This window comes from Moorena sp. SIO4A1 (genome assembly GCF_010672065.1).
GTDB lineage: Bacteria > Cyanobacteriota > Cyanobacteriia > Cyanobacteriales > Coleofasciculaceae > Moorena.
Genome location: NZ_JAAHHX010000012.1, coordinates 66,226 through 92,128 on the forward strand (window position 1 = coordinate 66,226; position 25,903 = coordinate 92,128).

The following is a 25,903-nucleotide window of genomic DNA, read 5'->3' on the forward strand; positions in this document are numbered from 1 at the left end:
ATTAAACACCTGCAATTGTGGAAGTTTTATTAAAAGTCTATTGGCCAATAATAACTAACAGCAAACCTTAACTAAAATTAAGGCTTATCAGTAAACATTGAACAGTCAACAATCAACCAAAAGTATCTGTGCTATTGCAAAGGGAACAGCGGATCTGGGAACAGGGAACAGGGAGCAGGGAGCAGGGAGTAGGGAACAGGGAACAAACATTCTCTCAATTCCTACACGGATTGCTATATAATATAAGATTACCTCTTATCCAGTCTCATTAATTACTGGACTGGTTGTGGGATACAGAGGAGTTGCTCCTTTGTAGCATTCCTTTAATTACTGCACTCAGATAACCGATTTGACCATAGGCATAAACCAAATTATCAAAGCGCAGAGCTGGATTGCGGAAGTGCTTCAAGGATTTGTAGATTCCTCGCATCATTCGTTCACCTCCCCGTAACAATTGGGCAGTACCAGCACGACCAACCAATTGTTCCCGGTAACACTCGCTAATACCTTGCCACCAACCACGATTCAAAAACCAACGTTTATTGATTCGTTCTGGGGCAACATTGTGAGCCACTAGAGCATCAGGTAGATAAGCAACATGCCAACCATCCTGGAGAGCTAATTCTGTCATATGTAACTCTTCATTAGATAACAGATTTTTCCCCACACGACCTAAATTGACATCAAAACCACCGATTTTCTCCAGGAAAGTCCGCCTGATCGAGTAATTTAAACCTCTGGGAGTCAAACCAGGATTTTGGATCTCAATTAGGGTTTCCCCTAGGTCATAAGCTCCCAAATTTCCGGCTAGGTCTGGTGATAACCAGGAGGGAGAGGTAATGCCATCTGGCCACAATAGGGTTACTTTACCACCAGCAATTGCTAGTTTCTCGTTGCTTTGATAAGCTTCGTAAATTGTCTTAAGCCAACGGGCACTGGCAACGGCATCATCATCCAGATAAGCTAAAATAGCAGCACGGGCAGTGGCCGCCCCGGTGTTACGAGCTACGGATAAACCAAGTACGGGTTCATAAATATAGTTTAGTCGAGAGTTGTCTAAGCGTTGGTCAACTATGTTACGGGTGCGATCGCTTGAGGCATTATCGACCACAATTACTTCATAATCGGCAAAATCCTGCTGTAGCAAGCTATCAATGGCTGCACCCAAATATTCTTCACGATTGTGGGTGCAGATGATGGCAGAAATTAGAGGCTCTGACATAGGGAACCTGATCGAGGAAGCTTCATTCTTAGTATTCCCTACTCAACCAAGATTGTTCAACCTTCTTGATTACCGTAATCAACCCATATACCCTTAATGAGTCATCAATCATTGGCACAGAAAAATTACACTGAAGTCAGTAGTTCTCGCTTCTTTACAAAGATTTCCATAGTTCAGTTCACTTTTTTCATCAGCATCTTTCAGAATTATTAATTGGATTGACTGAAACTTTTATTGGTTATGGCAGTTACTATCAAGCAGTTGAATCAATGGAAACAACAGGAGCGCCAGATTGTGGTGCTGACCGCTGCGGATTATGCGATCGCTCAGCTGTTGGATGAAGCGGGAGTAGACATAATCATGGTCGGGGATTCTCTAGCAATGGTTACGCTGGGTTACTCCACAACGCTGCCAGTGACCCTTGATGACATGATTCACCATGCCAAAGCGGTGTGTCGCGGTGTTAAACGGGCATTAGTGGTTTGTGATTTGCCGTTTTTGAGTTATCAGGAAAGTCCTCAGCAGGCAATCCACTCTGCCGGTCGAGTTTTGAAGGAAACTGGGGCAGTGGCAGTGAAGTTGGAGGGAGGATACCCTGCCATGGCTGAAACTGTGGCCAGACTTACCGCTGTGGGAATTCCGGTGATGGGTCATGTAGGTTTAACACCGCAGTCTATTCATCTACTGGGTTTACGGCAACAAGGAAAAACAGCGGAAACTGGGGAGCGGATTTTGCAGGATGCGATCGCATTGGAGCAAGCTGGTGCCTTTGCTATCGTTTTAGAGCATATTCCCCCCGATTTGGCAAGGTCAATTACACAAAAATTAACTATTTCCACCATTGGCATTGGAGCCGGACCCCACTGTGATGGGCAGGTGTTAGTTACAGCGGATTTACTAGGACTTTCCGAGCGCCAGCCACCCTTTGCTAAGTCTTATGTTAATTTGCGCCAGGTAATTACCCAAGCCGTGCAGGAGTTTAGTACTGAGGTTCGTTCTGGAAAATTTCCAAAAGACCAATAATCAAGATATCATTGAAGTAAAAGCTTCACGATGAACATAGATAGAAGATTTTTTATTATTGGCTGGATTAGTGCGATCGCTTATGGATTTTTTTCCAAGCTTAATGCTCAACCCTATAATCCAGCAGCTAGAGGAAAAATTGTTATCAATCAAATAGGCTATTACCCAACTGGGCCTAAGTTGGCTTTCTTAATCAATGCCCCCAATTCGGAAAAGAAGCAGGTTGAACTGGTTGATTTAATCACTCACAAAACGGTTTTTGTGACCAACCTGGGAAATTCTGTAAGCGATAAAGCCAGTAATGATAAAATTAGAGTTATTGATTTTACTAAATTCGATAAATCAGGTAGCTATTACCTCAAATACGGCTATAGTCAGTCTTATCCGTTTGGCATTGGTAAGCAAATCTATAAGGATACCTTTACAAAGCTACTCCGGTCATACTATTTGCAACGGTGCGGTGTTGCTGTAAATGATTCAGTATCTGGAGTAAAACATCCCCCCTGCCATCTCAAAGATGGGATTATTGCCCACAACGATGAGTTTCATAAAGCTGGTGACTTCAAATCTGCCCAAGGTGGCTGGCATAATTCTGGGGATTTTGCTAAATATGTTGCGCCAATGACAGTCACCATCGGACGGTTGTTAAACTTGTACGAGCAATATCCTAAATTATTTAGGGACAACCAATTAACTATACCAGAAAGCGGCAATGGTAGACCTGATCTACTCGATGAGGTCAAAGTAGGATTAGATTGGCTGTTGAAGATGCAGCGGGAGGATGGTGCTGTCTACCGCAAGTTGTCAGGAAAGAATTGGCCAGGGGAAATTCTACCCAATCAAGATACTCAAGCACGGTACATTTTTGGGATTTCGACACCTGAGACTGGCAAGTTTGCAGCAGTAATGGCAATGGCTGCTAGAGTTTATACTCCCTTTGACAAGCAACAAGCTCAAACCTACTTACAAGCGGCACAGAAAGCCTGGGGGTTTCTCCGAAAACAGCGATCTATGAAGGTGGATTGGCAAGAAGGAGATGACACCGGTTCAGGTAAGTATCTTTTTGGAGAGTGGGATCAGCAAGAATCCTTAAAAACCGATCAAGATGACCGCTTCTGGGCAGCCGTAGAACTGTATATTACTACAGGGAAGACTAGCTACGAGAAATACTTAGCTAAAACTATCACCGCCTTCGACTATGGTGAGTTTGGTTGGAAAGATCCCTCTCCTCTAGCAATGGTTAACTATTTGGTGCAGAAACAAAGGAAGGGGTCAGACAAACTGAAATTAGAAATCACAGCTAGGCTGATGAGAAGGGCGGATAGTCTGATGGAAAAGATTAACCGTAGTGGCTACCGTTTAGCTATTGATAAATTCCATTGGGCATCTAATCACAAGGTAGCTGAAGAAGGAATTACTCTACTCTATGCCTACCGCATCACTGGGAATCGAGGCTACTATAAGGCAGCTGTTGAGCAGTTAGATTATTTGCTGGGGCGGAATCATTTTAATCTTTGCTTTATTACCGGTGTTGGTAGCAACTCGGTGCGTAATGTTCATCACCGGATTTCCCGAGCTAAAAAAATTGTCATCCCTGGTCTGATGGTAGGGGGTCCTAATACTGATGCCCAGGATGAGATTGCGCCTAAAGGCTTGGGAATGTTGAGTTATGTAGATGATGAGCGGTCTTGGGCTACTAATGAATATGCTATTGATTACAATGCTTCGGTGATTGCCTTGATGGGGATGGTGATCGCACAGACTTAATTATTGATCACATGATGTTCCTGGCCAGTCCAAAACCAGCCAGGAACTCTGGTTAAATCACAAGATTAACCTTTAGCAGCTTCCTCGCGTTCCTTCACTTCTTTAATTACCTCTTCTGCCACATTATTGGGGCAAGGGGCGTAGTGGGAGAACTCCATTGAGAACTGACCACGACCGGATGTCATAGTACGCAGGTCACCAATATAGCCAAACATCTCACTCAAGGGTGCATCTGCCTTAATGCGAGCACCAGTAAGAGTTTTCTCCTGAGACTTAATCATCCCACGGCGGCGATTGAGGTCACCAATTACATCCCCCATGTAATCTTCTGGTGTGAATACATCCACTTTCATAATTGGCTCTAACAATTGAGGTGAAGCCTTGCCAAAGGATTGCCGATAAGCAGCCCTGGCCGCAATTTCAAAGGCTATAGCCGATGAGTCTACGGGGTGGTAAGCACCATCAGTCAAGGTAACCTTGAAGTCCACACAAGGGAATCCAGCCAACAGACCCTTTTGAATACTGCTTTCAAAGCCCTTTTGCACAGCAGGCCAAAATTCTCTGGGGACATTACCACCAGTGACCTTGGACTCAAACTGGAAGCCAGTACCGGTTTCACCAGGTTCAATAACGTAATCGATTTTACCATATTGACCAGAACCACCAGACTGCTTCTTGTGGGTATAGCTGTCTTCGATGCGCTTAGTAATGGATTCACGGTATGCCACCTGGGGCTTACCTACCTCCACCTCAACGCCATGAGTCCGTTTCAGGATATCAACCTTAATGTCTAGGTGCAGCTCACCCATGCCCTTAATGATCGTTTCCCCACTTTCCTGGTCAGTTTCAACGTGGAAAGATGGGTCTTCCTGAACCATCTTGCTTAGGGCAATGCCCATTTTCTCAGACGAACCTTTTTTCTTAGGTGCGATCGCAATGGAAATCACGGGGTCTGGGAAGACCATCGGCTCAAGAGTAGCAGGATTTTTCGGGTCACAGAGGGTATGCCCAGTCTGGACATTTTTCATCCCAACGATGGCAACAATATCACCTGCCTGGGCAGAGTTAATTTCTTCCCTGGAATCCGCATGCATTTCTACCAAACGACCAATACGCTCAGTTTTACCGGTGAAGGTATTAAGTACTGTGTCACCCTTGGATAAGGTTCCTGAGTAGATACGGGTAAAGGTCAGAGCACCAAAGCGGTCATCCATGATCTTAAACGCCAAGGCACGCAAAGGTTTTTCTGGGTCAACATAGGCAAGGGTACCGGTTTCGTTACCTTCTAGATCGATTTCTGGCTGGGGTTTGACTTCAGTGGGATTCGGCAGGTAGTCAACTACAGCATCAAGTACCAACTGCACTCCCTTATTCTTGAAGGATGAACCGCAGTAGGTAGGGAAGAAAGCCAGCTCACGAGTTCCCTTGCGAATGCAACGCTTAAGGCTTTCGATATCTGGTTCTTCCCCTTCTAGATACTGTTCCATCACCTCGTCATCCTGCTCCACAGCCAATTCAATTAACTGCTCGCGGTAGGTTTCTACATCATCAACCATGTCGGCGGGAACATCTTGAATCTCATAGTTCATGGGATCCCCAGACTCATCCCATACCCATGCCTTACGGGTTAGCAAATCCACTAAACCCACAAAATCGTTCTCAGTTCCGATCGGCAGTACCATTACCAGAGGCTTAGCACCAAGGACATCTTCTACCTGCTTAACCACTCGGTAGAAATCAGCCCCGAGACGGTCAAGTTTGTTTACGTAGATAATCCGAGCAACTTTTGAATCATTGGCGTAGCGCCAGTTAGTTTCTGACTGGGGTTCTACACCACCTGAGCCACAGAAAACACCAACGCCACCGTCGAGAACCTTCAGAGAACGGTAAACTTCAATGGTAAAGTCTACGTGACCTGGGGTATCAATAATGTTGAGTTGGTGGTCTTTCCAGAAACAACTGGTGGCGGCAGACTGAATAGTAATACCGCGCTCTTGTTCCTGTTCCATAAAGTCCGTTGTAGCTGCACCTTCGTGAACCTCACCAATTTTGTGGATTTTCCCGGTAAGTTTTAGTATCCTCTCTGTTGTAGTTGTCTTGCCTGCGTCCACGTGAGCAAAGATACCGATATTTCGATAAGCAGTGAGGTCTTTCATAGTTACTCCTTATATTTACTCCTTAATAAAATTTAAACAAAATCTATGCATATTAACAATATGCCCAGCAGCGGTGTGATGGTTGTCGTGATCAACAAGCAAGAGGAAATATCAATCAGAGAATAACCAGCCCTCCCAATCATTGCCTGTTCAAAAAAATTAATCACGGAACGACGGTTATATTGCTCTATCGGTGATTCAGCAGCTGCTTTGAGGTTAGGGCTATGAATTATCCCCAGTCAAGCCAGAGAGCTTGGGCAAATGCGATCGCTATTTTTGGGACTACTTGAATAGTCTGCTTGTGTCACCTAATAGCCCTTATCCGTAAGAAAAAAACTCAATTTGAGGTACCAATGGGTCTTGAACAACACCCACACCAACAAACCCCCACCGTTCCAGCAAATTCTTCAACTGACTCCCAGAAACCGACTCTACAGAAAATTGGTCAGCTAAATCAGCACCGTGGGTATTGATATAACTCAGGGCATCAAAGTGTTCGCGAAACATCAACAGATATCCAGCGCCAGCCTCTGGGCTACCAGCTTTGGGTTGGGCAACCAGATAACGACCGTTCCTTCTAGAAAGAATCAGATAATGAATTTGGGTAAACATCTTGAAAATAGGTAAGCATTCAGCTATCAGCAGTCAGCAGTCAGCTAATCAACGGAAGGTATAAAATCAGCTTACTGAGTGGTACTGCTGCTTGAAAATCCCTGCTCATTTTACTCATCCGACCCAGTGCAGTGAAAGTGTCTGCTAGCACATCAATTAGCGTGCGGGTAGCGCATTAGCTGATAGCTGATCGCTGATCGCTGACGGCTGAATACTTACGAAAATAGTGCTGAGGCACGTCCGCGAGTTAGCAAGGCAGCTATGCTGAAGGCATAAGGCAGGAGGTATTAGGGACAATAGTTTCAGTTTTTTTTCCTGATTTAATCAAAGGTCTTATTCTATTTTGGTTGTAAACAAAAATTGACCTAAAAAGGTAACTTCGGACAAGGAAACACAGAGTTACCACTTAATCCTTGAGACTTCATTATCCATTGTCTATTTCAAATCTTCCAGACGAATGCGGGGATCAACTACTTTCAGCAGCAAGTCTGCTAACAAATTACCCAAAATCAGCATTGTAGCCCCCATCATCAAGCTTCCCATTACCAGATAGAGGTCTTGAGCAGTTACCGCCTGTAAAATCAAACGACCTAAACCTGGCCAGTTGAAGAAAATTTCAGCAATAAATGAGCCACTGAGTAGAGAAGCAAACTCAAAGCCAAGGATGGTAATCAGAGGATTGATAGCATTGCGCAAGGCATGGACATAGATAACTCGATTTTCTGGGAGTCCCTTAGCACGGGCTGTCTGAATGTAGTCTTGCCGTAGCACATCAAGTAATTCACCCCTAGTAATTCGCTGTAGACCAGCAAAACTAGTAATGGATAGAGCAATAGTTGGCAAAATCATATGCCAGCCAATATCCAAAACCTTACCAATGGCGGATAAATCATCATGATTGATACTGGTCATACTACCGACAGGAAATAAGGGGGAAAGATTCTGGGCAAGGATGAGCAGCAACAGAGCAGTGATTAGGCTGGGGAAACCCTGACCTGTGTAGCTAATGACTTGTAGAAATCGGTCAGTGGTGCGATTCTGATTGACAGCAGCCAGGATACCGAGAGGAATTGCGATCGCCCAAGTAATAAAGATTGAGGCTATTGCTAAGAGTAAGGTGGCTGGTATCCGCTCCAATAACAAAGAGGAGACGGGACGGAAGTAAGCGAAACTGGTACCAAAGTCAAATTTGGTCACAACTCGTACTAGCCAACGCCAATACTGCACAATTGCTGGCTGATCTAAACCAAATTGCTCCTTGAGTTCCTCGATGCGTTCCGGGGAAATTTTGGGATTTTGCCTGAGGGTATCCAGAAAATCTCCCGGTGCAAGCTGAATAATGGCAAAACTTAGAGCAGATGCCAACAGCAAGGTCAAAAGACCCTGCAACAGTCGCTTGACCACGTATAGAAAGGTCTCACTCGTGACCAGAAGTTTTAGTCTATGCCAAGCCCCATCAAACCGATTGATAATGCTAGAATCTCTAGTAGAAGAAGTCATATAATAGTCGTTAGTTGTTAGTCATTCGTCATTGCTTTAAAGTCCTTTAATTCTTAATTCTTAATTCTTAATTCTTAATTCTTAATTCTTAATTCTTATAAACTTATCTTTTGAGCAATGACTAATAAGTAATGGTTAAGTATAATGGTTAACTAATAGTCAACCAGGGTGATCAGGGGTACATCAGGCAGTTGCTGACGTCCACCTAAATCCCGTAATTCGATGATAAAGCCAAGACCTACCACTTGACCGCCTGCTTGTTCTACCAGGTTGACTGTAGCTGCTGCTGTTCCTCCAGTAGCAATTAAATCATCAATAATCACAACCTGGGAGTTAGGTGTGAAAGCATCTTGATGGACTTCCAACTTGTCTGTGCCGTATTCTAGGTCATACTCAGCCGAGTATACCGGTGCTGGTAGCTTACCCGGTTTGCGCACTGGGACAAACCCAGCCCCGAGTTGGTAAGCTATAGGTGGTCCAAATATAAAACCACGAGACTCCATACCCACGACATAATCAGCCCTTACTCCTGCTTCCTGAAATTTTTGAGCTAAGGTATCGATAGTGTAGCGCAGTCCTTCTGGATTTCTCAGGAGGGTAGTGATATCCCGAAATACAATCCCTGGTTTGGGAAAGTCAGGGATATCGCGAATCAGAGATTTTAAATCCATCGGTAGGTGAAGTTAGTTATCAATCGGGTTTGAATCAAACTATAGCTTGCCATTCCCTTTCTGTAAAAGCGTACACTAGAAAGCTGAACCTTGTGTGATTCCTTGGAACAAATCTATTCAAAAGGTTTTCGCTGTAGGATAAGCGCTATTAGAGTGAATCTTTCGACGGACCGTAATGCTGACCAATAGTCCTGCTTCCCAGTCAAAGCCAATAATTTTAGATAGCCTACCTGATTTCAGGATTCCAGCTCAGGGCTGTCCACCACGAACTCGGTTGCATATTGACCTAATTTTACTAGCCATTGAAGCTCTGGAACTGGGAGGTTCTGAGGCGATGCTATTGGCGGCTAGAGAGCTGGAACTTCAGGACATTATTAAAAATCGTGTTGTCCTGTGGCGTATGCGCTCTACCAATCCCTGGCGGCGCTCTTACACACGACGTCCTTTAACTCCAGAAGAAGCTAAGGCTCTAGTGGTGATTGCTAGTCATATGGCACGCCGAATGACCGTTCTGATTAGGCAGTTGTTGACCGCTTATCAACAACTGCTGGAAAAGCAGGTGCCTCTAGAACAACATTTTCGCCTATATAAGTATTTGGAAAGGTTCCAGGCTCATTTTCGCAGCCGGATGAACCCCCGTCGCTCTAAAGTTGCTGCCTATAACTCTCAAGAAAAGTTGAATGAACTGGCAATTTCTCTATTGAGTCAGCTTCTGTTCTGTACAGGCACTTCTGGAAGGCAAAGATTATGGACTAGTTTGTTTGATGGGGAATTGCCTTGAATGTTGCCGTTGCTGATTATCGCCATGCCATCAAGTATAGCCAGATTAATTAACCATTACCAATTATCCATTACCCTCAATGCTATTCTAAGAGGTTGAACAAAAATGAGCGACCCATTCCCCCACTTCCTTCAGGTGGGGGTTAGGAGCGCAAAAATATGATATAATGACATCATCTTGAGCGGTACGGCGAAGGACAGACGAGATTCTGAGCAACCCTGAGGCACGACCTCTCTACGATTGGGAAAATTAACCTATAAATCCTTTGTAGTCGGTTCATAAACGTCAGACTCTCAGGTAAAAGCTTCATTGAATAAGCCCCATAGCGGAAACGACTTGGGGGAACAGTCCAGCAAAAGTCCTGGATGTTCGGCGAGGATGCCGCCTGTCGCGAGGGATAAACCCTTGTAATCAAGACGGATACCCACACCACGAGAACGCAGGTGGGGGAAGCATTCATAGGGATTTTTCAGCAGGAACAGCCGATGACAATTCGACGCCAGTACAGTCTTCCCAACTGTACCCTAATCCTGGAGGGTTGGAGTAATAGTACCAAAGGGGATGGGTTACAGCCAGATGCCCGACCATTGCTGACAACTCTAACTAATGCGGAATGCCATTTAGGGGCTATGAACCAACCCCTAAGTGGTGGCCGGGATTTTTTTGAGGACTTGGTACATAGTGTAAGCCGCTATGCTCAGGAATTTTTGTCTAAAGTGCCTCACCCCCAACCCCATGCTGAGAAACCAGCTAAGGTGCATCTGCAGAAAGTCGAGGACAAGAATTTGCATCGACTGACACTGCAAGATACTCCTGGGTCACGAGGAATGACCAACTCAGGGAAACCTCTCCATGTAGATTTGAACACAGTGCAGTTGTTTGACTTGGTGGAGGCGATTGACCAGTTTTTGGCTGATGGACGAACCCTACCAGATATTAGTGTTTCGTTACAGCCTGTTTCTAAGCACTATCGCCAAGCTGAAAAACCAGTAACCGAGCGTACTGCCCCCGCTGCACTGGGAATGGCAAGTTTGGCTCTAGCTGCGATCGCATTTTTCTTTGTACCGATTCCAGAAGTACGGGAACCCGAACCTTCCCTAACACGGGAAAATGCCAATGAAACCACTACCCCAACTGGGGAGAGTGACCCTCAGGCAACACCAACACCAACACCAAAGGGAACACCACTCTCGATTGAGGAGCTAGAAAAAGTCCTGACAACTGCACCAGAAATTACTGATCCCACAGAGTTGCGCTATATACAAAGAAGCTTGCAAAAGCGAATTTTTCGAGCTTGGGGGAACCGGAAACAGTTTGCTGGGAATTTAAAATACCAGGTTAGTGTTGGCAGAGATGGCGCGATTTTAGGCTACAAACCTGTTAATGGCACACCCTTGGATGGGTCAGAGCAAACCCCCCTGACTGAGTTGCTATACACCAAAACTTCAGACAATATTGCTACCCAAGAACCTATTGCTCAGTTCCAGGTGTTATTTAAACAAGGGGAAGACGAAGGGATACTGGAAATCAGTCCTTGGGATGGTTATCTTGGTAAGATTACCCTAGGTCCAGAAATCACTGACATCGCTGTCATTAATGATTTGAAAGACAAAGTGTCTCAGACAATTCGTGACAGTTGGAATAAAACCTCTAGCTATCCTCAAGATTTAACTTATCGGGTAGGTGTGACTGAAGAGGCTATCATTGCTGATTATGAAGCAATTGATAAAGAGTCTTGGGATTACTCCCAAGAAACTCCTCTAGAACGCCTAATCAAGCCAGCAGCAGCTGGAATTGGTGGCGAAGGGACTGGGTTAGTACCCCAGAAGCCCCTTGGTCATTTCCGAGTAGTGTTTAAGACTAATGGTGAGTTAGATGTTAGTCCCTACAGGAGCAACGAATAATTTACTGTGGAAAATGGAATTTTGGCTGATACCCAGTTGCGTTCTTGGTTGACCGTTAACCATTGCTTGTTTCGAGTCAACACTTAACACTCAACACAACTGTTTAAAATTAAAATCCCCCCTGCTCCAGGGGGGATTTTTAACGAAACATACTGCTGACAGAAGAGTCTTCATGAATACGCCAGATGGTTTCACCCAATAAGTTAGCCACTGAAAGCACTGTCAGCTGTGGAAACCGTTTGGCGTCCGGTAGTGGAATAGTATTGGTAACAATTACTTCTTCAAACACCCCACTAGAGAGGCGCTCTACAGCTGGTGGGGAAAACACGGCATGGGTTGCACAAGCATAGACTTGGCGAGCCCCCTCTTGACGCAGTACTTTGGCAGCTTCACAAATCGTGCCAGCGGTGTCAATCATATCATCGACTAACACCGCAGTTTTACCCTTGACATCCCCAATCACATTCATGACTTGAGCGATATTGTGAGCTTGCCTGCGCTTGTCGATAATCGCAAGAGGAGCATCATATAGCTTTTTAGCAAACGCTCTGGCTCTAGCCACACCACCAACGTCGGGGGAAACTACTACCAGATCGGTTAGGTCTTTAGAAGCCAGATATTGTAGCAATACTGGTGAACCGTAGACATGGTCACAGGGAATATCGAAATAACCTTGAATTTGAGCGGAGTGCAAATCCATTGCCAAAATCCGATTAGCACCAGCTCCAGTAATCAGGTTAGCCACCAGTTTCGCTGTAATGGACTCACGGCCAGCGGTTTTACGGTCTGCTCGAGCATAACCATAGTAAGGAATCACAGCAGTAACTTGCCGCGCTGAGGCTCGACGGCAAGCATCGATCATAATCAGTAACTCCATCAGGTAATCATTCACCGGATAGCAAGTCGGTTGAATCAGGTAAACATCACACCCCCTGATGGATTCTTGAATTTGGACATAGAGCTCCCCATCAGCAAATCGTTTCCGTACCATCGGTCCCAAGTCGAGTCCTAGATAGCGTGCCACTTCCTGAGAAAGGGAAACATTTGCCGAACCAGAAAATAGTCTTAAACGATTGTTATCGGCTATCTGGGGCAGAATAGGTTGAAGCTCTAAAGTAACTGAACTGCTCACAGCAAACCCTCGAAGCTTATTTCAACGCGATCTTAACATTCTACGAATATCCCTTTTATAATAATTTTTATAATTATTTATTTAAATTTGATTAATATTTTATTAATTTTTATAGCGTTGACCTAACAGAGGTGTTGAATAAAGACACTATATATAGTGTATTGCCATCACAGGAACCTGATAACTCAAGCAGGTTTTTTAAGTTTCTTACTCAAATCTGAAAATTAACTATTGTACTTAATTCGATCAACTGTACATCTAGTCAAGTAAGGTAGTTATTTGAGATAATTCAACACCACAATAAGATAGCAATGAACAGGTAGTGATGTTCTAAGAAACCCGAACAACATATATAGCGGTTCTCATATTCATTAGGTACACAGTATTTTTTCCCTATTCCCTATTTCCTATTCCCTATTCCTGATTTCCTATTCCCTATTCCCTACAGGATTTACGCAATAACTATACTTGTAGGGTCTGGTTCCGGATCCTACACCATAAGGGTGTTTTGAGTCCAGTTTTGGGTAAGCCCTGATGTATATGGTGATCAACTTATCTGTGGCTCAACTCTGTGGCTCAACAGAACAGTTGGAATCCACCGGTGAAGTTCCAAAGCAACCGAAATAAGTCTAAACTTCAAGAATACTCCTCCTGCCTCATTGTGCGTAACAACTGATCTACCACCGATGGAACCACCGATTGCCTCTGGAACTATTCTGCAAAATCGCTACCATCTGCTCCGTGTCCTTGACCAAGGGGAATTCAATCGGACTTACCTGGTAGAGGATCAAGGGCGTTTCAATGAACCTTGTGTCCTGAAAGAATTTATTCCCCCTCAGACAGAAACTAATAATCTAGATAAGTCAAGGCAACTGTTTCAACAAGAAGCAGGTATCCTGTATAAAATTGAACACCCGCAAATTCCTCAGTTCAGAGCTACCTTTGAAGAGGACGGACGACTGTTTCTGGTGCGAGACTACGTAGAGGGAAAAACCTATGGTGACCTACTAGAACAACGCAAAGCCCTTCAGAATCAAAGCCAACCTCTATCTTCTAATCTGGATGGGGAAGTCCAATCACCCCCAATAGCTGCTAGCCCGACCAACTTGGGAGTCTTATCAGAAACGGAAGTGCGTCAGCTATTGCAGCAATCTTTGCCAGTTTTGGACTACATCCACAGCCAAGGGATTATTCACCGAGATATCACACCCGATAACATTATCATGCGGGAGACGGACAGTATACCCGTTTTGATTAATTTGGGTGTGGTACAGGAACTGGCAACTCGTCTTCAATTGCCCGATACTCCCACACCAACAACTAGTATTGGCAAAAGCGGCTACGCTCCCAGGGAGCAAATTCAGACAGGTCAGGTGTATCCGAGTAGTGACCTCTATTCCCTAGCAGTGACTGCGATAGTGCTACTAACTGGGAAAGAACCAGGAGAACTGGTGGATAATACTAATCTGACTTGGAACTGGCGTCCCTGGGCTAGGGTTAGCGATGAGTTAGCTGAGATATTAAATCGGATGCTTAGTTATCAACCAAGCGATCGCTACCAATCCGCTAGGGAAGTCTTGTATGCCTTTCAAGCTTCTGGGTTAACTCCCCAACTGCCAAAGCCCAAGCCAATACCCGGCACAACGGTGGCATCAGCTGAAGGTGGGACACCCAGGGAGGCCAGAGGTGCAGAACCGAGTGAACCGGTGATGTCTCAAGCCACGGGTAACTCTATCTGGAATAGTCCTTGGCCGTTGCTTGGGATAGCTACAGGACTAGCAGCGCTGGCAGGAATAGGCTCTTGGGTATGGGTGAGCAATGTTAATCAGCAGGACACTGGGAAATCCCCTAGTCCTAAGGTGTCAGTGAGTCCTAGTCCTAGTCCTAGCCCTAGCCCTAGCCCTAGTCCCACCCCGAGTAAGCCTCAAATCTACAGTCAGCTTCTAGAGCTTTCTGCAGGTAAAACCCTTTCTAAATCCAGCAATTTAAAGGCTAATCACACTATTAACTACATTATCCAGGGTAAACAAGACCAAACCCTGAAGGCAGATCTCAGTGACGAAGGGGTGTTGATGACAGTGCTTGGCCCGGACGGAAAACCAGTGGACAATCGAGCTCAGCGGGTGCGGCAATGGGAAGGTAAATTTCTTTTCACTGGCAACTACACGATTCAACTGAGTCCAGTTAAGGGTCTACCGGATAGCGATTATCAGCTACGATTAAGGTTAACAGAAGCACCGAAGCCGAAACCAAAATCCAAACCGACTGCTGAGTATAAGATAAAACTGGTCAATTTGTTGGAGAAAAACAAGCCTTTGCGGCTACTGGGTCGCACTAGCCCCCAAAAGATTCAGCGCTACTTGGTGAAGGCTAAACAGGGTCAGCAATTGAAGCTAGAGGTGATTGAAAGTGATGTGGCTTTAACTATCCGCTATCCCAATGGCAAGTTAGTGGAAAAGGCTTCAGGGGTGCAAAAGTGGCAAGGTCAGCTGCCTAGTTCTGGTGAGTATATAGTAGATGTAATTGCTCAACAGGAAAGAAACTTTGCTGTAGATATTAGCCTTACGGACTGAGAGTGAGTCAATCTTGAACGTATTACTAATTACTGGCACCAATACAGGCATCGGCAAAACGGTTTTGACTTGTGTGATCGCTGCTTATTGGCAGACTTACCGTCCTCAAGAGAGTCTGGGGATATTCAAACCGATTCAAACGGGAATTGGCGATCGCGAAATTTACCACCAACTATTTGACTTGGCTCAAACCCTGGAGGAGATCACACCCGTGGAGTTTAAAACCCCTGCAGCACCACCAGTTGCCGCAGATCTAGAAGGACGACAGGTTGACCTCGAAAAGGTCTGGCAAGGCTTCGTTAGTCTGCGCAGTCAGCGGGATGTGGTGTTGGTGGAAGCTTTGGGAGGACTAGGTTCACCGGTGACTCATGAACTGATTGTGGCAGATTTGGCAAGGGATTGGCGATTGCCTTGTGTATTGGTTGCGCCGATAGAATTAGGAGCGATCGCACAAGTGGTTGCTAATGTTGCCCTGGCACGCTCATCACGAGTTGACATCAAAGGGATTGTCCTCAATTGCGTCCAACCTCGTACCTCCGAAGAAATAACTCAGTTGGCTCCGATTAGCTTAATCGAGACTCTAACCAATGTTAAGGTTTTGGGGATTTTACCTCATCTATCTGACCCAATGGACTACTCGAAACTTGCTCAAGTCGGTTCCAGTTTGGATGTCAGTGGTTGGTGAGGCATGATGGTAAATGTGAGGGGAAAGGCTAAAAAAGGTTAAACTATGCGATCGCGGACGATTCGAGAAGGCTCCGTTGGCTTATTAATAGTAGCAGGACTTGCTGTTTTCGGTGGACTTGTTGTATGGATTAGTGGGATTAGCTTAGGTCGAAAGAGCTATAAATTCATTGTCAATTTTGGGAACGCTGCTGGGATGCAAGTGGGGGCATCGGTCAGCTATCGCGGTGTCCAAGTTGGGAGAATCACTAAGATTGAACCCGGTACTAATGGGGTCAATGTCACCGTTGAAATTGATGACCCTGGATTGTTAATCCCCCGCAAAGTCCAGGTTGAAGCTAATCAATCGGGTTTAATTGGTGCTACCAATGTTGATATCATGCCTCTAGGACAATTACCTGCAACTGCTCAAAGTCTTACACCCTTCGGAGCACAATGCAATTCTTCCCTAGTTATTTGTGAAGAAGATCAGATTAATGGTGATGTGGGTTCCACCTTTGCTGACCTCCTACGGAACGGAAATCGCATTGCTGAACTCTATGCTGATCCAGCGTTTTTTGACAAAATCAATAGTCTTGCGGAAAATGCCTCCAATGCCGCCAGAGACGTCTCAGAACTTAGCAAAGAGATGACCCAGTTGTCCCGCATCGTGCGGCAAGAGGTAGCAGGCTTGTCCAACGCAACGAATGCTGTGACCAGTGCGGCCAATCAAACATCTAGTCTAATCGGGTTGGCAACCAGTAGCATTTCTAGTACCTCCCAGCAATACAGCCAAACGGCAAGGGAACTCAATCAACTGATTACCTCTGCCAATCAACTATTGGTAAGCAATCGGGGAAATTTGGTCACCACCTTGGATAGCATCTCTCAGGCCAGTCAAGATCTGCGTGTACTGACCAGCAACTTAACCGTTACCGCGAATCGGGTTAACTCAGCGGTTTATCAAACGGATGTGTCACAAATGCTGCGGAACTTAGAAAACCTATCAGCTAATGCTGCCCAAGCTTCTGCTAACTTACGTAATGTTTCCAATACTCTCAACAGTCCCACTAATTTACTAGTATTGCAACAAACCCTAGACTCAGCACGAGTTACCTTTGAAAATGCTCAAAAGATTACCGCTGACCTAGATGATCTGACTGGGGATCCAGCGTTTCGCCGCAATGTCAAGGATTTAGTTAATGGACTCAGCGGCTTAGTGTCTTCTACCGAGCAGCTGCAACAGCAGGCTTTGATATCTCAACAACTGGAAGCTCTGAATACTGCTATAGACACAGCTTCGTCTAATGAGCTGGCTAAAACCGTTCCCATCCCTAAGTCTCCCTCTAAGATCGATCTACCTAAGATCGATCCAATAGCTCCCGCTGATCAGAACGTTAAACCGAATCAACAAAAACAGATGTTTAAGCTTTTACCCCCAGCCCCTAGGAAATCGGTTAAATGAAATTAATCTAGTAAAGGGAGCAGGGACTGAGGCCGTGGGCCACGCGGGGCGCGTTCGGAGCTGGGAGCAGGGAACAGTGGTAAGAGGCCGTATTCAGTAAATTTTGTGAGTTGAAGAGCCTAATTTTTCTGTCTTGATGCAAAGCGCGAGTGGGGGAAACCCCCTTTGGCCGACTGCATCGCTTTTACAGTAAGCTTTCTGAGTTTTTTAACTGGAAATTTATCATAAAAGGTACTGAAAAACCAACATGATTTTTTCCCACTCCCTACTCCCTACTCCCTACTCCCTACTCCCTACTCCCTATTCCCTGTTCCCTATTCCCTGTTCCCGACTTCAGCAAAGAGAGTCACGTCCAGTCATCCTGGCTTCCAGAACTGTTGTCTCGTCTATACGCAAGACCGGCTTGATGAATCTGAAGGGTTTTCTCAAAAAGCTGTGGTTCTGTCAGTTGCCATCGCTGGAGTAGTAAATCCAAGTCCCTTTGAATGGCTCTAGCACCGGGGAAGTTATCATAACGAATCCGCAGTCGGGCTAATTCGGCCAAGTTGTATTCATTGGGTTGTTGTTGTAAAAGACGGTTAACTATTTCGCGATCGCGTTTTTCCTGAGGATGTTGCTGGTCTTGATTTCCTTCCATCTCAGTCAAGGCTTCCATGCTTGCTTGAACAGTAATAATTACTTATAGCAAAGGGAATCGGGAATCGGGAATCGGGAATCGGAGTAAGAATGTGGGGAGGGTGGGGAGAGACGGGAGTGTGGGGAGATGGGGAGATGGGGAGATGGGGGAGATTGTTATAAAGGGTAATTATCCGGAGATCATATGAGATTTTGCCAGAGTAACCAACTACTTAATAAGAGTAGTAATACTAGTAAAATAATTCTGATTATAACTAATAATTTTTAGTTATGTTTTTAGCTTTAAATATACTTGTATTTTTGTTGATATAGCGGTTGATAACCTAATCAAGTATACAGGATTTTTTCCTTGTTCCGGTGATCCGAAGTTCCCTTTGCTAAAGGTGCAATCTCTCAGTGCTAAACAGATGTTCCTCTGACCAACAGTGGGGGGAACTCTAAGACTGAGATTAATCGGCCAGACCTATCTATGAAATGCGTAAGCTTCCCCCAAGCCCACAAAGCTAATGCCTTATCTAGCTGCCACTACAGCACCAATCCCCTCAGACAAAGCCTACCAACAGACCCCATTTCACGCTTTGCAATGGTCAATAGACCTCTTGCAAAAGTATTATTCTGATAGTCTTTGCGTCAATTTTTGTCCACTGTTCCGGTGATCCGCTGTTCCCTGTTCCCGACAACTGCCGCGAAGTCTAATCCAATTGGGCTGCGGGTTCGGTGACCATTACCAGCAACAACTTGACCGTTCGCGATGGTGCCGAAATCTCGGTCAGTGCTCGTGGTTCAGGGGAGTTAGCCCAGGCTGGTAATCTCGACATTACTGCTGAGTCGATTGTATTAGACAAAAGCGCTACCCTTTCTGCTGAAGTCAGTGCTGGCGATAAGGGCAATATTATTCTGGATTCTCAGCTAATCTTGATGCGCGATCGCAGTAACATCACTACTAATGCTACAGGTTCTGTCACTGGCAGTAACATTACTATCGATACTGACTTGCTAGTTGCCCTAGACAATAGCGATATCACTGCCAATGCTGAAGATAGCTTTGGAGGACAAGTGATTATCATTTTTGGTACTGAATTTCGGGAAGAAAAAACTGCAGAAAGTGATATTACCGCCTCTTCCCAACTGGGAGCTTCCTTTAGCGGTACCGTCGAAATTAATGCACCATACTTCGACCCTAGCGCGGGATTATTCGAGCTACCAGAAAATTTTGTGAATCCCAAACTCCTAGTTGCCACTGGTTGCGGTACCGATGAGGGGAATCAATTTACCCAATTTGGGCGGGGTGGCTTACCCACAGACCCCACTAAACCTCTTTTGGGTGAAACCCTGTGGATGGATTTACGTCCATTACCTCGCCACAGAACTCGCCGCCGGAAAAATCCTATCTTAGCTTCTAGTGCTTCTAATGCAGCTAACTCACGTCGGTCTAGAATTGTTGAAGCTAATCGATGGATTATTAATAAGGACGGAGTGGTAGAGTTAGTGGCTGATTCACCTCAGTCGAGTCCCTTCATTTCCTGGTTTTCCCCTTATTATTGCCTACGGTAACAGAAATGGGCCAATAACTGTACGTTTCTGGACTTTTAGGCTTTCTTAATCATTCACCCTACTAATTATCATCCCATTGCTATTTTTTTTGACTAGGCCGATAAGTGTTACAAATAGTTAACAGTACTTAATATCTGTCAGTAGTTTTTCTAGAATTAAATTATAGAACCCTATCACATTGAGTAGCATCTGACTACAGCACTGACTACAGCACTGACTACAATCAACTATTCACTCAACGTCTTCAATGTCAGGGATTATAGCTCAAGCGCGAACCTCAGTATCTTACCCATCTTCCCTATCTTTACTAGACAAAGGAAACCCTTAATTTATTTTCTGCAAGTACTTAAATTCCATGTCTTCGAGCCCCCATTTGAATAATTTGAAGAGACGAGGAAAAACTAATCATGGCTTACAAAAAGATTCTGGTAGCAATCGACCGCTCATCCCAAGCAGAAGCAGTGTTTGAACAGGCCTTAGACCTAGCCGCAAAAGAACAGAGTACTCTGATGCTAGTACACTGCCTTAACTGGGAACCTCAGGAAATGATGACTCCTTACGTAGGTCTTGGCACCATAGCCGATGTAGACGTGTATGGTAGTATCCGAAAGGTTCAGCAAGAAAATCTGCAAAAACACGTTGAGGAAAACAAAGAGTGGCTTAGGAGTTATGCTCAACAGGCCAATGATCATGGTATCGCTGCCGAAGTATCTTGTCAATTGGCAGATCCGAGTGTAGGAATTTGTGATCTCGCCCAAAAGTGGGGTGCGGATTTAATTGTTCTAGGTCGTCGAGGGCTTGGGGGTTTAAAAGAAATAGTACTCGGGAGTGTCAGTAACTATGTTGTTCACCATGCTCCTTGCTCAGTGTTGGTGGTTCAAGGGGTAGCAACCCCAAGCCTTGAGTTAACCACTACAGCCACTCCAGTAACTAGAGATACAAAGTAGAGATAGACACCCTTGACATTCTAAGGCTTGAGGGATTATGCATTTATTACATAGAAGGATAGAATAGACAGAGTCATCACTAATCATTTCATTAATCCTTCTTACTTCCACCAGAAGTCTAGTCTGTTTTTGAGAACAGGAATTCCGCAACAACTCTACTTGTAGGGTGCGTTATTAACGCACCCTACTACTTATATCATGTCGGGATAATTACCCTTAATAAAAATCTCCCCCATCTGGCCATCTGGCCATCTCCCCATCTTCCCACACTTCCCACCCTCCCCACACTTCCCCTCCTGGTCGGGGTTAGGGGTGGGTCCCACCCTCCCTCTAATTATGGGTATTCAACCTAACTTGATATTATAGGTTTTGGAGTCCAGTTTTGTGTAAGTTGTGGGAGTTATTTCTTCGGTAATTTCTCAACAACCGTGGCTTGTTGATGTTAGTTTGCTTGTATAGCAATCCCTGTAGGAATTGTGAAAATTTTGATCCCATATTCCCTGTTCCGGTGATCCGCTGTTCCCTGTTCCCTTTGCTATATTCATACTTAGGCATTTTTGTCAATGCTGAGGTGATAATTAGATCTACAGGTTACCACCTGCCATCAGAAGAAGTATCTATGATGCCGGTAGATATTTGGCATTTTGGCAGTCATTTTACTTCGGCTGGAGATAGTATATAGATTTTAGGTTTAGTTTAGTGTTTTTACTGTTTAAATTTAGTGTTTTTACTATTTCACTGAGGCTCAGAGGTCGGTGACAATCGAACTCAAAGTGCTTAGGATGGAAATTTCGTCAGGGGGAGTAACATCATTATTATTGGTAACGCCCACTTTATTAAAACGGTCGTTGACTTATATCAGGTCATGATCGGAACTTCGACCCAGCTAAAATCCGGCATCGTCTTCTGTGAAGCATCTGGATCATAATTGATCCGAGCTACAGGAAATGATCCAACGCTTAAATCTAATCCAACTCAGAATCCTCAAGGGATTCAGCTTTGCTCACGCTGTGGGAGCGCATCTGGACATAGCTTCGTGATTGTACTCAAAGAAGCATACCCATTCAACTTCTTGAATGCCATCCAGCAGTGCCCAGAAGTCTGCCCTATCCATTGCTCAACCGCCAATCCAGTACAGGAGATTGTAGCTGAAATGCAACAGATGAAGGGCTAAGGGGGTAAGGGGGTAATTTTTAGCGGTCAGGTATTTCCGTGCCTGTTGCACCAGAGACGAAAAATAATGGTATTGAGAAATTTATTACTATTTTCCTCAGGTTTTTTACCATATAGCAAATGCCTGGAAATTTATGTAAAATAAACTACAAATGCCTGGAAATTTATGTAAAATAAACTACAAAAATCTGGTGAGATAAGCCAAAGCCTGGAAATTAACTAAAACTCATCCCCTTGTTTATATCTATAAAAAATTTAAATCATTTCTGACTTATACTTAATCATTTCTGATTTCTAGTTAAACAACATCTGTGTTGTATATAAAATAAAGTAAAGAAAGATGACCTCCTTTGAGGAAAATTTTCTAAACTAGTAGTATCAGCCCCGATAGAGTTGATAGCTCAATGAAGGGGAGAAACGAATTGCTAGGCTAGAGTTAAGACAATGGCATATTCGTGGACGTTGTCATAAGGTGACGTTGTCATAAGGTGACGTTGTCTGCCGAACAGGCTAAGCCTTGAGTTAATGCTAGTTCAGCAACTGCCACAACTTCAGGTGCTTCATCGGACTTTTCACAATCCCATTGAACAATCCCATTGAGGCAGAAAACCATCTGTACTCCCCTTGGAAGTCAAGCTTAGGAGAAGCATCATATGGTCATCACTGCTCCAGAAAAAGCCCAACCATCTGCCAAAGACAAAGCCTTCGTCCTCTGGTTTGAGGAAGTTGGGATTGCCGATATCCCCCTAGTGGGGGGAAAGAATGCCTCTTTGGGGGAAATGATCCGACAACTGACACCAGTAGGAGTTAGAGTACCCACTGGCTTCGCTACCACAGCCTATGCCTATCGATATTTTATTGAGAAAGCTGGGTTAGAAGCCAAGCTGCGCCAGGGATTATCTGACCTGGATGTGGAAGATGTCAATAACTTGCGACAACGGGGGATGCAAGCGAGAAGCTTAATCCTCAATACGCCATTCCCAAAAGAACTAGCCAATGCGATCGCGTTGGCATACCAACAACTATGCCAACGCTATGGGAATGATCCCCAGGAATTCTGTGAGCAGTTTGAGCCAGAATATCGGGACACTTGCCTACAGTCAAATTACAATACAGATGTAGCAGTTCGTTCCAGTGCCACCGCTGAGGACTTACCTGATGCTAGCTTTGCTGGTCAACAGGAAACCTATCTCAACGTCCACGGAGTAAAAGGGGTTTTAGAAGCCTGTCACAAATGCTTTGCCTCCCTTTTTACCAACCGCGCCATCTCCTATCGAACTGTTAAAGGCTTTGACCATTTTGATGTTGCTCTGTCTGTCGGTGTCCAGAAAATGGTGCGTTCAGACCTAGCGTCCTCTGGTGTGATGTTCTCCATCGACACCGAAACCGGATTTAAAAATGCCGCTTTAGTAACGGCGGCTTACGGTTTAGGTGAAAACGTTGTCCAAGGAGCAGTCAACCCTGATGAATACCTGGTGTTCAAGCCGACTCTCCAAGAGGGGTATAGCCCTATCCTAGACAAACGTCTAGGTAGCAAAGAAGTCAAAATGGTCTATGATGACGGCGTAAAACTGACGAAAAATATATCAGTGCCGCCATCAGAACGGGGAAAATACGCCATCAATGATGAGGAAATTCTGACCCTAGCCAAGTGGGCTAGCATCATTGAAGAGCACTATTCCCAGGTGCGGGGTAGCTACACCCCCATGGACATTGAGTGGGCGAAAGACGGGAAAACCGGTGAACTCTTTATTGTTCAAGCCCGTCCGGAAACTGTACAATCCCAGAAATCTGCCAATGTTATTTGTCATTATCAACTCAAAGGCGATGTAGAGACATTGCAGGCAACGTCTGTGCTAGTCACCGGTCGCGCCGTCGGTGAAATGATTGGTCAAGGCAAAGCAAGGGTAATTCTGGATGTCAACAAGATTGACCGTTTCCAAGCCAAAGAGGTATTGGTCACGGACAAGACAGATCCGGATTGGGAACCTATCATGAAGAGAGCGAGTGCTATCGTCACTAACCAAGGAGGCCGCACTTGTCACGCTGCCATCATTGCCCGTGAGATGGGTATCCCCGCGATTGTGGGTTGTGGCAATGCCACTAACCAGTTGAAGACAGGCCAACCAGTGACGGTTTCCTGTGCAGAAGGAGATGAAGGCAAGGTTTATCAAGGGTTAGTGCCCTTTGAGGTGCAAGAAACACCCCTTGACAACCTACCGCGCACCCGCACCAAAATCATGATGAATGTGGGTAACCCAGAGAAAGCCTTTAGTCTGTCTTTTCTTCCCTGCGATGGGGTGGGGTTAGCCCGGTTTGAGTTCATCATTGCCAATCACATTAAGGCACACCCGATGGCGTTGATTCACTTCGATAAACTCGAAGATCCATCGGTCAAGGAAGAAATTGCTCAGCTGACAGCATTGTATGACCATAAACCTGACTTCTTTGTGGATAAACTAGCCAACGGGATTAGCATCATCGCTGCTGCTTTCTATCCCAAACCAGTTATCGTCAGGATGTCAGATTTCAAGAGTAACGAATACGCCAATCTCTTAGGGGGTAAACAGTTTGAACCCAAAGAAGAGAACCCGATGCTAGGATGGCGAGGGGCGTCTCGTTACTGTGATGAAATCTACCGGGAAGCCTATGGTTTGGAATGTAAGGCACTCAAACGGGTACGGGATGAGATGGGACTCACAAACGTTATCCCCATGATTCCCTTCTGTCGCACTCCTGATGAAGGTCGCCGGGTGCTGGCGGAAATGGAAAAACATGGCTTGAAGCGGGGGGAGAATGGGTTAGAAGTCTATGTGATGTGTGAAATCCCCAGTAACGTCATCCTAGCCGACGAGTATAGCCAAATCTTTGACGGCTTCTCCATCGGTTCTAATGACCTCACTCAATTAACCTTAGGATTAGACCGTGACTCTGCTTTAGTTGCCCATATCTTTGATGAACGTAACGAAGCAGTTAAACAAATGGTGCGGATGGTGATAGAAAAAGCCAAGAAAAATGGCCGCAAGATTGGTATTTGTGGTCAAGCACCAAGTGACTATCCGGAATTTGCCTGCTTCTTAGTGGAGTTGGGAATTGATTCCATCAGCTTGAACCCTGACTCGGTACTCAAGACACTTCTGGATATCGCCAAGGTAGAAGGAGTAAATTAGTGTCCCGGTGTTAGGTGTTAAGAGGGTTATGTGTTAATAAATTTACATTACACCTAACCAAACACCTCAAGGTTTTCCCCCATGGAGATGACTTGAATCTCGTCGCATTTAGGGGCAAGTTGCAAGTAGCTTCTAGCTTCAAAACGTCTCCGGTGCGCTTGACCCATTAAGAATTAAATTCGCCACGGGTCGCACCGCAAAGATGCCAAGTTTGGTGATTGATGTCGCCGAGTTCTTGATCAACAATCGCAGATGACCTGGGAGGAAGGATGAGTTAATAGCCAAAAATTCTCATGTAATTCAAAATCAAAAATTACATTACAAAACTTTAAGATACGCCAAGGGCCTAGGGATTAACTTGCCCCAAACCATAGAAAAACCTTGGCTAACCATAAACTTGACGTTTTTTAAGAAATATAAAATAGGAGGAATTGGGGATGATAGCTCCAGAGAAATATAAATAAAATCTAAAGATTATAAAATAAATCAAGAATGGGTAATTAAATAGAACAAATTCTACCATTTTTGATTTTCCCAACTCTATCAAATGTAGATGAGCTGAAATCACTAGTTCTCTTGCTGTCAGCTCAAGTAAAAAACCATGGTAGCCATAACTATGGGTGAAACCACCCGTAATAGCTACTAGCTAGATGTCTTCAGGCTTGTGGTATCGCTAATGAGGGTGTCTTCAATGGCACAGCTCACGGGTAAACAGGATCCACAGACAGCAGTGGAACAAGTGAAAGCTTGACAAGCCTATAAAAGGGTGCATTTTAAAACAATTTTTTTTCAATCCATACTATAAAGGGTGTTGACATGTTAACAAAAATTAACGAAACCATCAAACCAACCTTTGCCGTAGTCTGGCAAACGCTATCATCTGTGCTGCTTGGGATTGCCCATAATTTCCAAGCTATAAAAACCAGGTTTTCAGGAATCTTCTTTAACGAGGTC

The 25,903-nt window shown here is 44.8% G+C and carries 19 protein-coding genes and 1 pseudogene; 12 read left to right on the forward strand and 8 right to left on the reverse strand.

All coding sequences use genetic code 11. The annotated features are described in order from the left end of the window. Positions 1–268: 268 nt before the first annotated feature. Complete coding sequence (locus tag F6K53_RS12380; protein ID WP_293080907.1) at positions 269–1,222, reverse strand: glycosyltransferase family 2 protein; 954 nt, start codon at positions 1,220–1,222, stop codon at positions 269–271. A gap of 240 nt (positions 1,223–1,462) precedes the next feature. On the opposite strand from F6K53_RS12380, the gene panB reads away from it, so the two are divergent. Both panB and F6K53_RS12390 read left to right on the forward strand, forming a co-directional pair. Further along, positions 1,463–2,245, forward strand: a complete 783-nt coding sequence (panB, locus tag F6K53_RS12385; protein WP_293017833.1) for a 3-methyl-2-oxobutanoate hydroxymethyltransferase — start codon at positions 1,463–1,465, stop codon at positions 2,243–2,245. A 30-nt stretch (positions 2,246–2,275) separates the two neighbouring features. Continuing rightward, positions 2,276–4,012 (forward strand): glycoside hydrolase family 9 protein, encoded by a 1,737-nt coding sequence (locus tag F6K53_RS12390; RefSeq protein ID WP_293065326.1) that lies wholly within the window; start codon positions 2,276–2,278, stop codon positions 4,010–4,012. A 65-nt stretch (positions 4,013–4,077) separates the two neighbouring features. Here F6K53_RS12390 and fusA read toward each other — a convergent pair whose 3' ends face one another. From fusA to F6K53_RS12410, 4 genes are all read right to left on the reverse strand, one after another. Next, a complete protein-coding gene (fusA, locus tag F6K53_RS12395) occupies positions 4,078–6,168 on the reverse strand; it encodes an elongation factor G (protein ID WP_293065323.1) in 2,091 nt (696 codons plus the stop codon). 318 nt (positions 6,169–6,486) lie between these two features. Beyond that, complete coding sequence (locus F6K53_RS12400) at positions 6,487–6,780, reverse strand: hypothetical protein (RefSeq protein WP_293017827.1); 294 nt, start codon at positions 6,778–6,780, stop codon at positions 6,487–6,489. 435 nt (positions 6,781–7,215) lie between these two features. After that, entirely contained in the window at positions 7,216–8,280 is a 1,065-nt protein-coding gene (locus tag F6K53_RS12405; protein WP_293036317.1) for an ABC transporter permease, read from the reverse strand. A gap of 152 nt (positions 8,281–8,432) precedes the next feature. After that, a complete protein-coding gene (locus F6K53_RS12410; RefSeq protein WP_293036320.1) occupies positions 8,433–8,951 on the reverse strand; it encodes an adenine phosphoribosyltransferase in 519 nt (172 codons plus the stop codon). A gap of 175 nt (positions 8,952–9,126) precedes the next feature. Here F6K53_RS12410 and F6K53_RS12415 point away from each other — a divergent pair, with 175 nt between their 5' ends. Further along, complete coding sequence (locus F6K53_RS12415; protein WP_293036322.1) at positions 9,127–9,732, forward strand: DUF3038 domain-containing protein; 606 nt, start codon at positions 9,127–9,129, stop codon at positions 9,730–9,732. 485 nt (positions 9,733–10,217) lie between these two features. Continuing rightward, positions 10,218–11,636, forward strand: coding sequence for a DUF4335 domain-containing protein (locus F6K53_RS12420; protein WP_293080910.1), 1,419 nt, complete (start codon positions 10,218–10,220; stop codon positions 11,634–11,636). A 139-nt stretch (positions 11,637–11,775) separates the two neighbouring features. On the opposite strand, the gene F6K53_RS12425 is transcribed toward F6K53_RS12420, so the two are convergent. Further along, a complete protein-coding gene (locus F6K53_RS12425) occupies positions 11,776–12,768 on the reverse strand; it encodes a ribose-phosphate pyrophosphokinase (RefSeq protein WP_293017817.1) in 993 nt (330 codons plus the stop codon). Positions 12,769–13,454: 686 nt separating this feature from the next. Between F6K53_RS12425 and F6K53_RS12430 the strand changes: the two genes are divergently transcribed. Genes F6K53_RS12430 through F6K53_RS12440 form a run of 3 tightly spaced genes read left to right on the forward strand, consistent with a single transcriptional unit; the run spans position 13,455 to position 17,469 of the window. Further along, the gene (locus F6K53_RS12430; RefSeq protein ID WP_293040003.1) at positions 13,455–15,341 is read left to right on the forward strand and encodes a serine/threonine-protein kinase; all 1,887 of its coding nucleotides are present in this window, start codon (positions 13,455–13,457) and stop codon (positions 15,339–15,341) included. Positions 15,342–15,354: 13 nt separating this feature from the next. Further along, positions 15,355–16,026, forward strand: coding sequence for a dethiobiotin synthase (gene bioD / locus F6K53_RS12435; RefSeq protein WP_293040006.1), 672 nt, complete (start codon positions 15,355–15,357; stop codon positions 16,024–16,026). A gap of 45 nt (positions 16,027–16,071) precedes the next feature. Then, positions 16,072–17,469 (forward strand): MlaD family protein, encoded by a 1,398-nt coding sequence (locus tag F6K53_RS12440; RefSeq protein WP_293040009.1) that lies wholly within the window; start codon positions 16,072–16,074, stop codon positions 17,467–17,469. A gap of 346 nt (positions 17,470–17,815) precedes the next feature. Here the strand turns inward: F6K53_RS12440 and F6K53_RS12445 are convergent, their stop codons facing one another. Next, positions 17,816–18,124: a DUF3288 family protein gene (locus F6K53_RS12445; RefSeq protein ID WP_293017808.1), complete on the reverse strand. Its 309-nt coding sequence runs from the start codon at positions 18,122–18,124 to the stop codon at positions 17,816–17,818. Between the two features lie 698 nt (positions 18,125–18,822). Between F6K53_RS12445 and F6K53_RS12450 the strand changes: the two genes are divergently transcribed. From F6K53_RS12450 to F6K53_RS12465, 4 genes and pseudogenes are all read left to right on the forward strand, one after another. Continuing rightward, the gene (locus F6K53_RS12450) at positions 18,823–19,659 is read left to right on the forward strand and encodes an S-layer family protein (RefSeq protein WP_293017806.1); all 837 of its coding nucleotides are present in this window, start codon (positions 18,823–18,825) and stop codon (positions 19,657–19,659) included. 407 nt (positions 19,660–20,066) lie between these two features. Further along, positions 20,067–20,606 carry a universal stress protein gene (locus F6K53_RS12455; RefSeq protein ID WP_293065310.1) on the forward strand — a complete coding sequence of 180 codons (540 nt, stop codon included), beginning with the start codon at positions 20,067–20,069 and terminating at the stop codon, positions 20,604–20,606. A 439-nt stretch (positions 20,607–21,045) separates the two neighbouring features. Beyond that, complete coding sequence (locus tag F6K53_RS12460; protein ID WP_293080913.1) at positions 21,046–21,288, forward strand: hypothetical protein; 243 nt, start codon at positions 21,046–21,048, stop codon at positions 21,286–21,288. 183 nt (positions 21,289–21,471) lie between these two features. Next, positions 21,472–21,780, forward strand: a pseudogene (locus F6K53_RS12465) (adenosine-specific kinase). A 480-nt stretch (positions 21,781–22,260) separates the two neighbouring features. Here F6K53_RS12465 and F6K53_RS12470 read toward each other — a convergent pair. Further along, positions 22,261–22,392, reverse strand: coding sequence for a hypothetical protein (locus F6K53_RS12470; RefSeq protein ID WP_293017798.1), 132 nt, complete (start codon positions 22,390–22,392; stop codon positions 22,261–22,263). Between the two features lie 40 nt (positions 22,393–22,432). Between F6K53_RS12470 and ppsA the strand changes: the two genes are divergently transcribed. Further along, complete coding sequence (ppsA, locus tag F6K53_RS12475) at positions 22,433–24,949, forward strand: phosphoenolpyruvate synthase (protein ID WP_293069895.1); 2,517 nt, start codon at positions 22,433–22,435, stop codon at positions 24,947–24,949. Positions 24,950–25,903 lie beyond the last annotated feature (954 nt).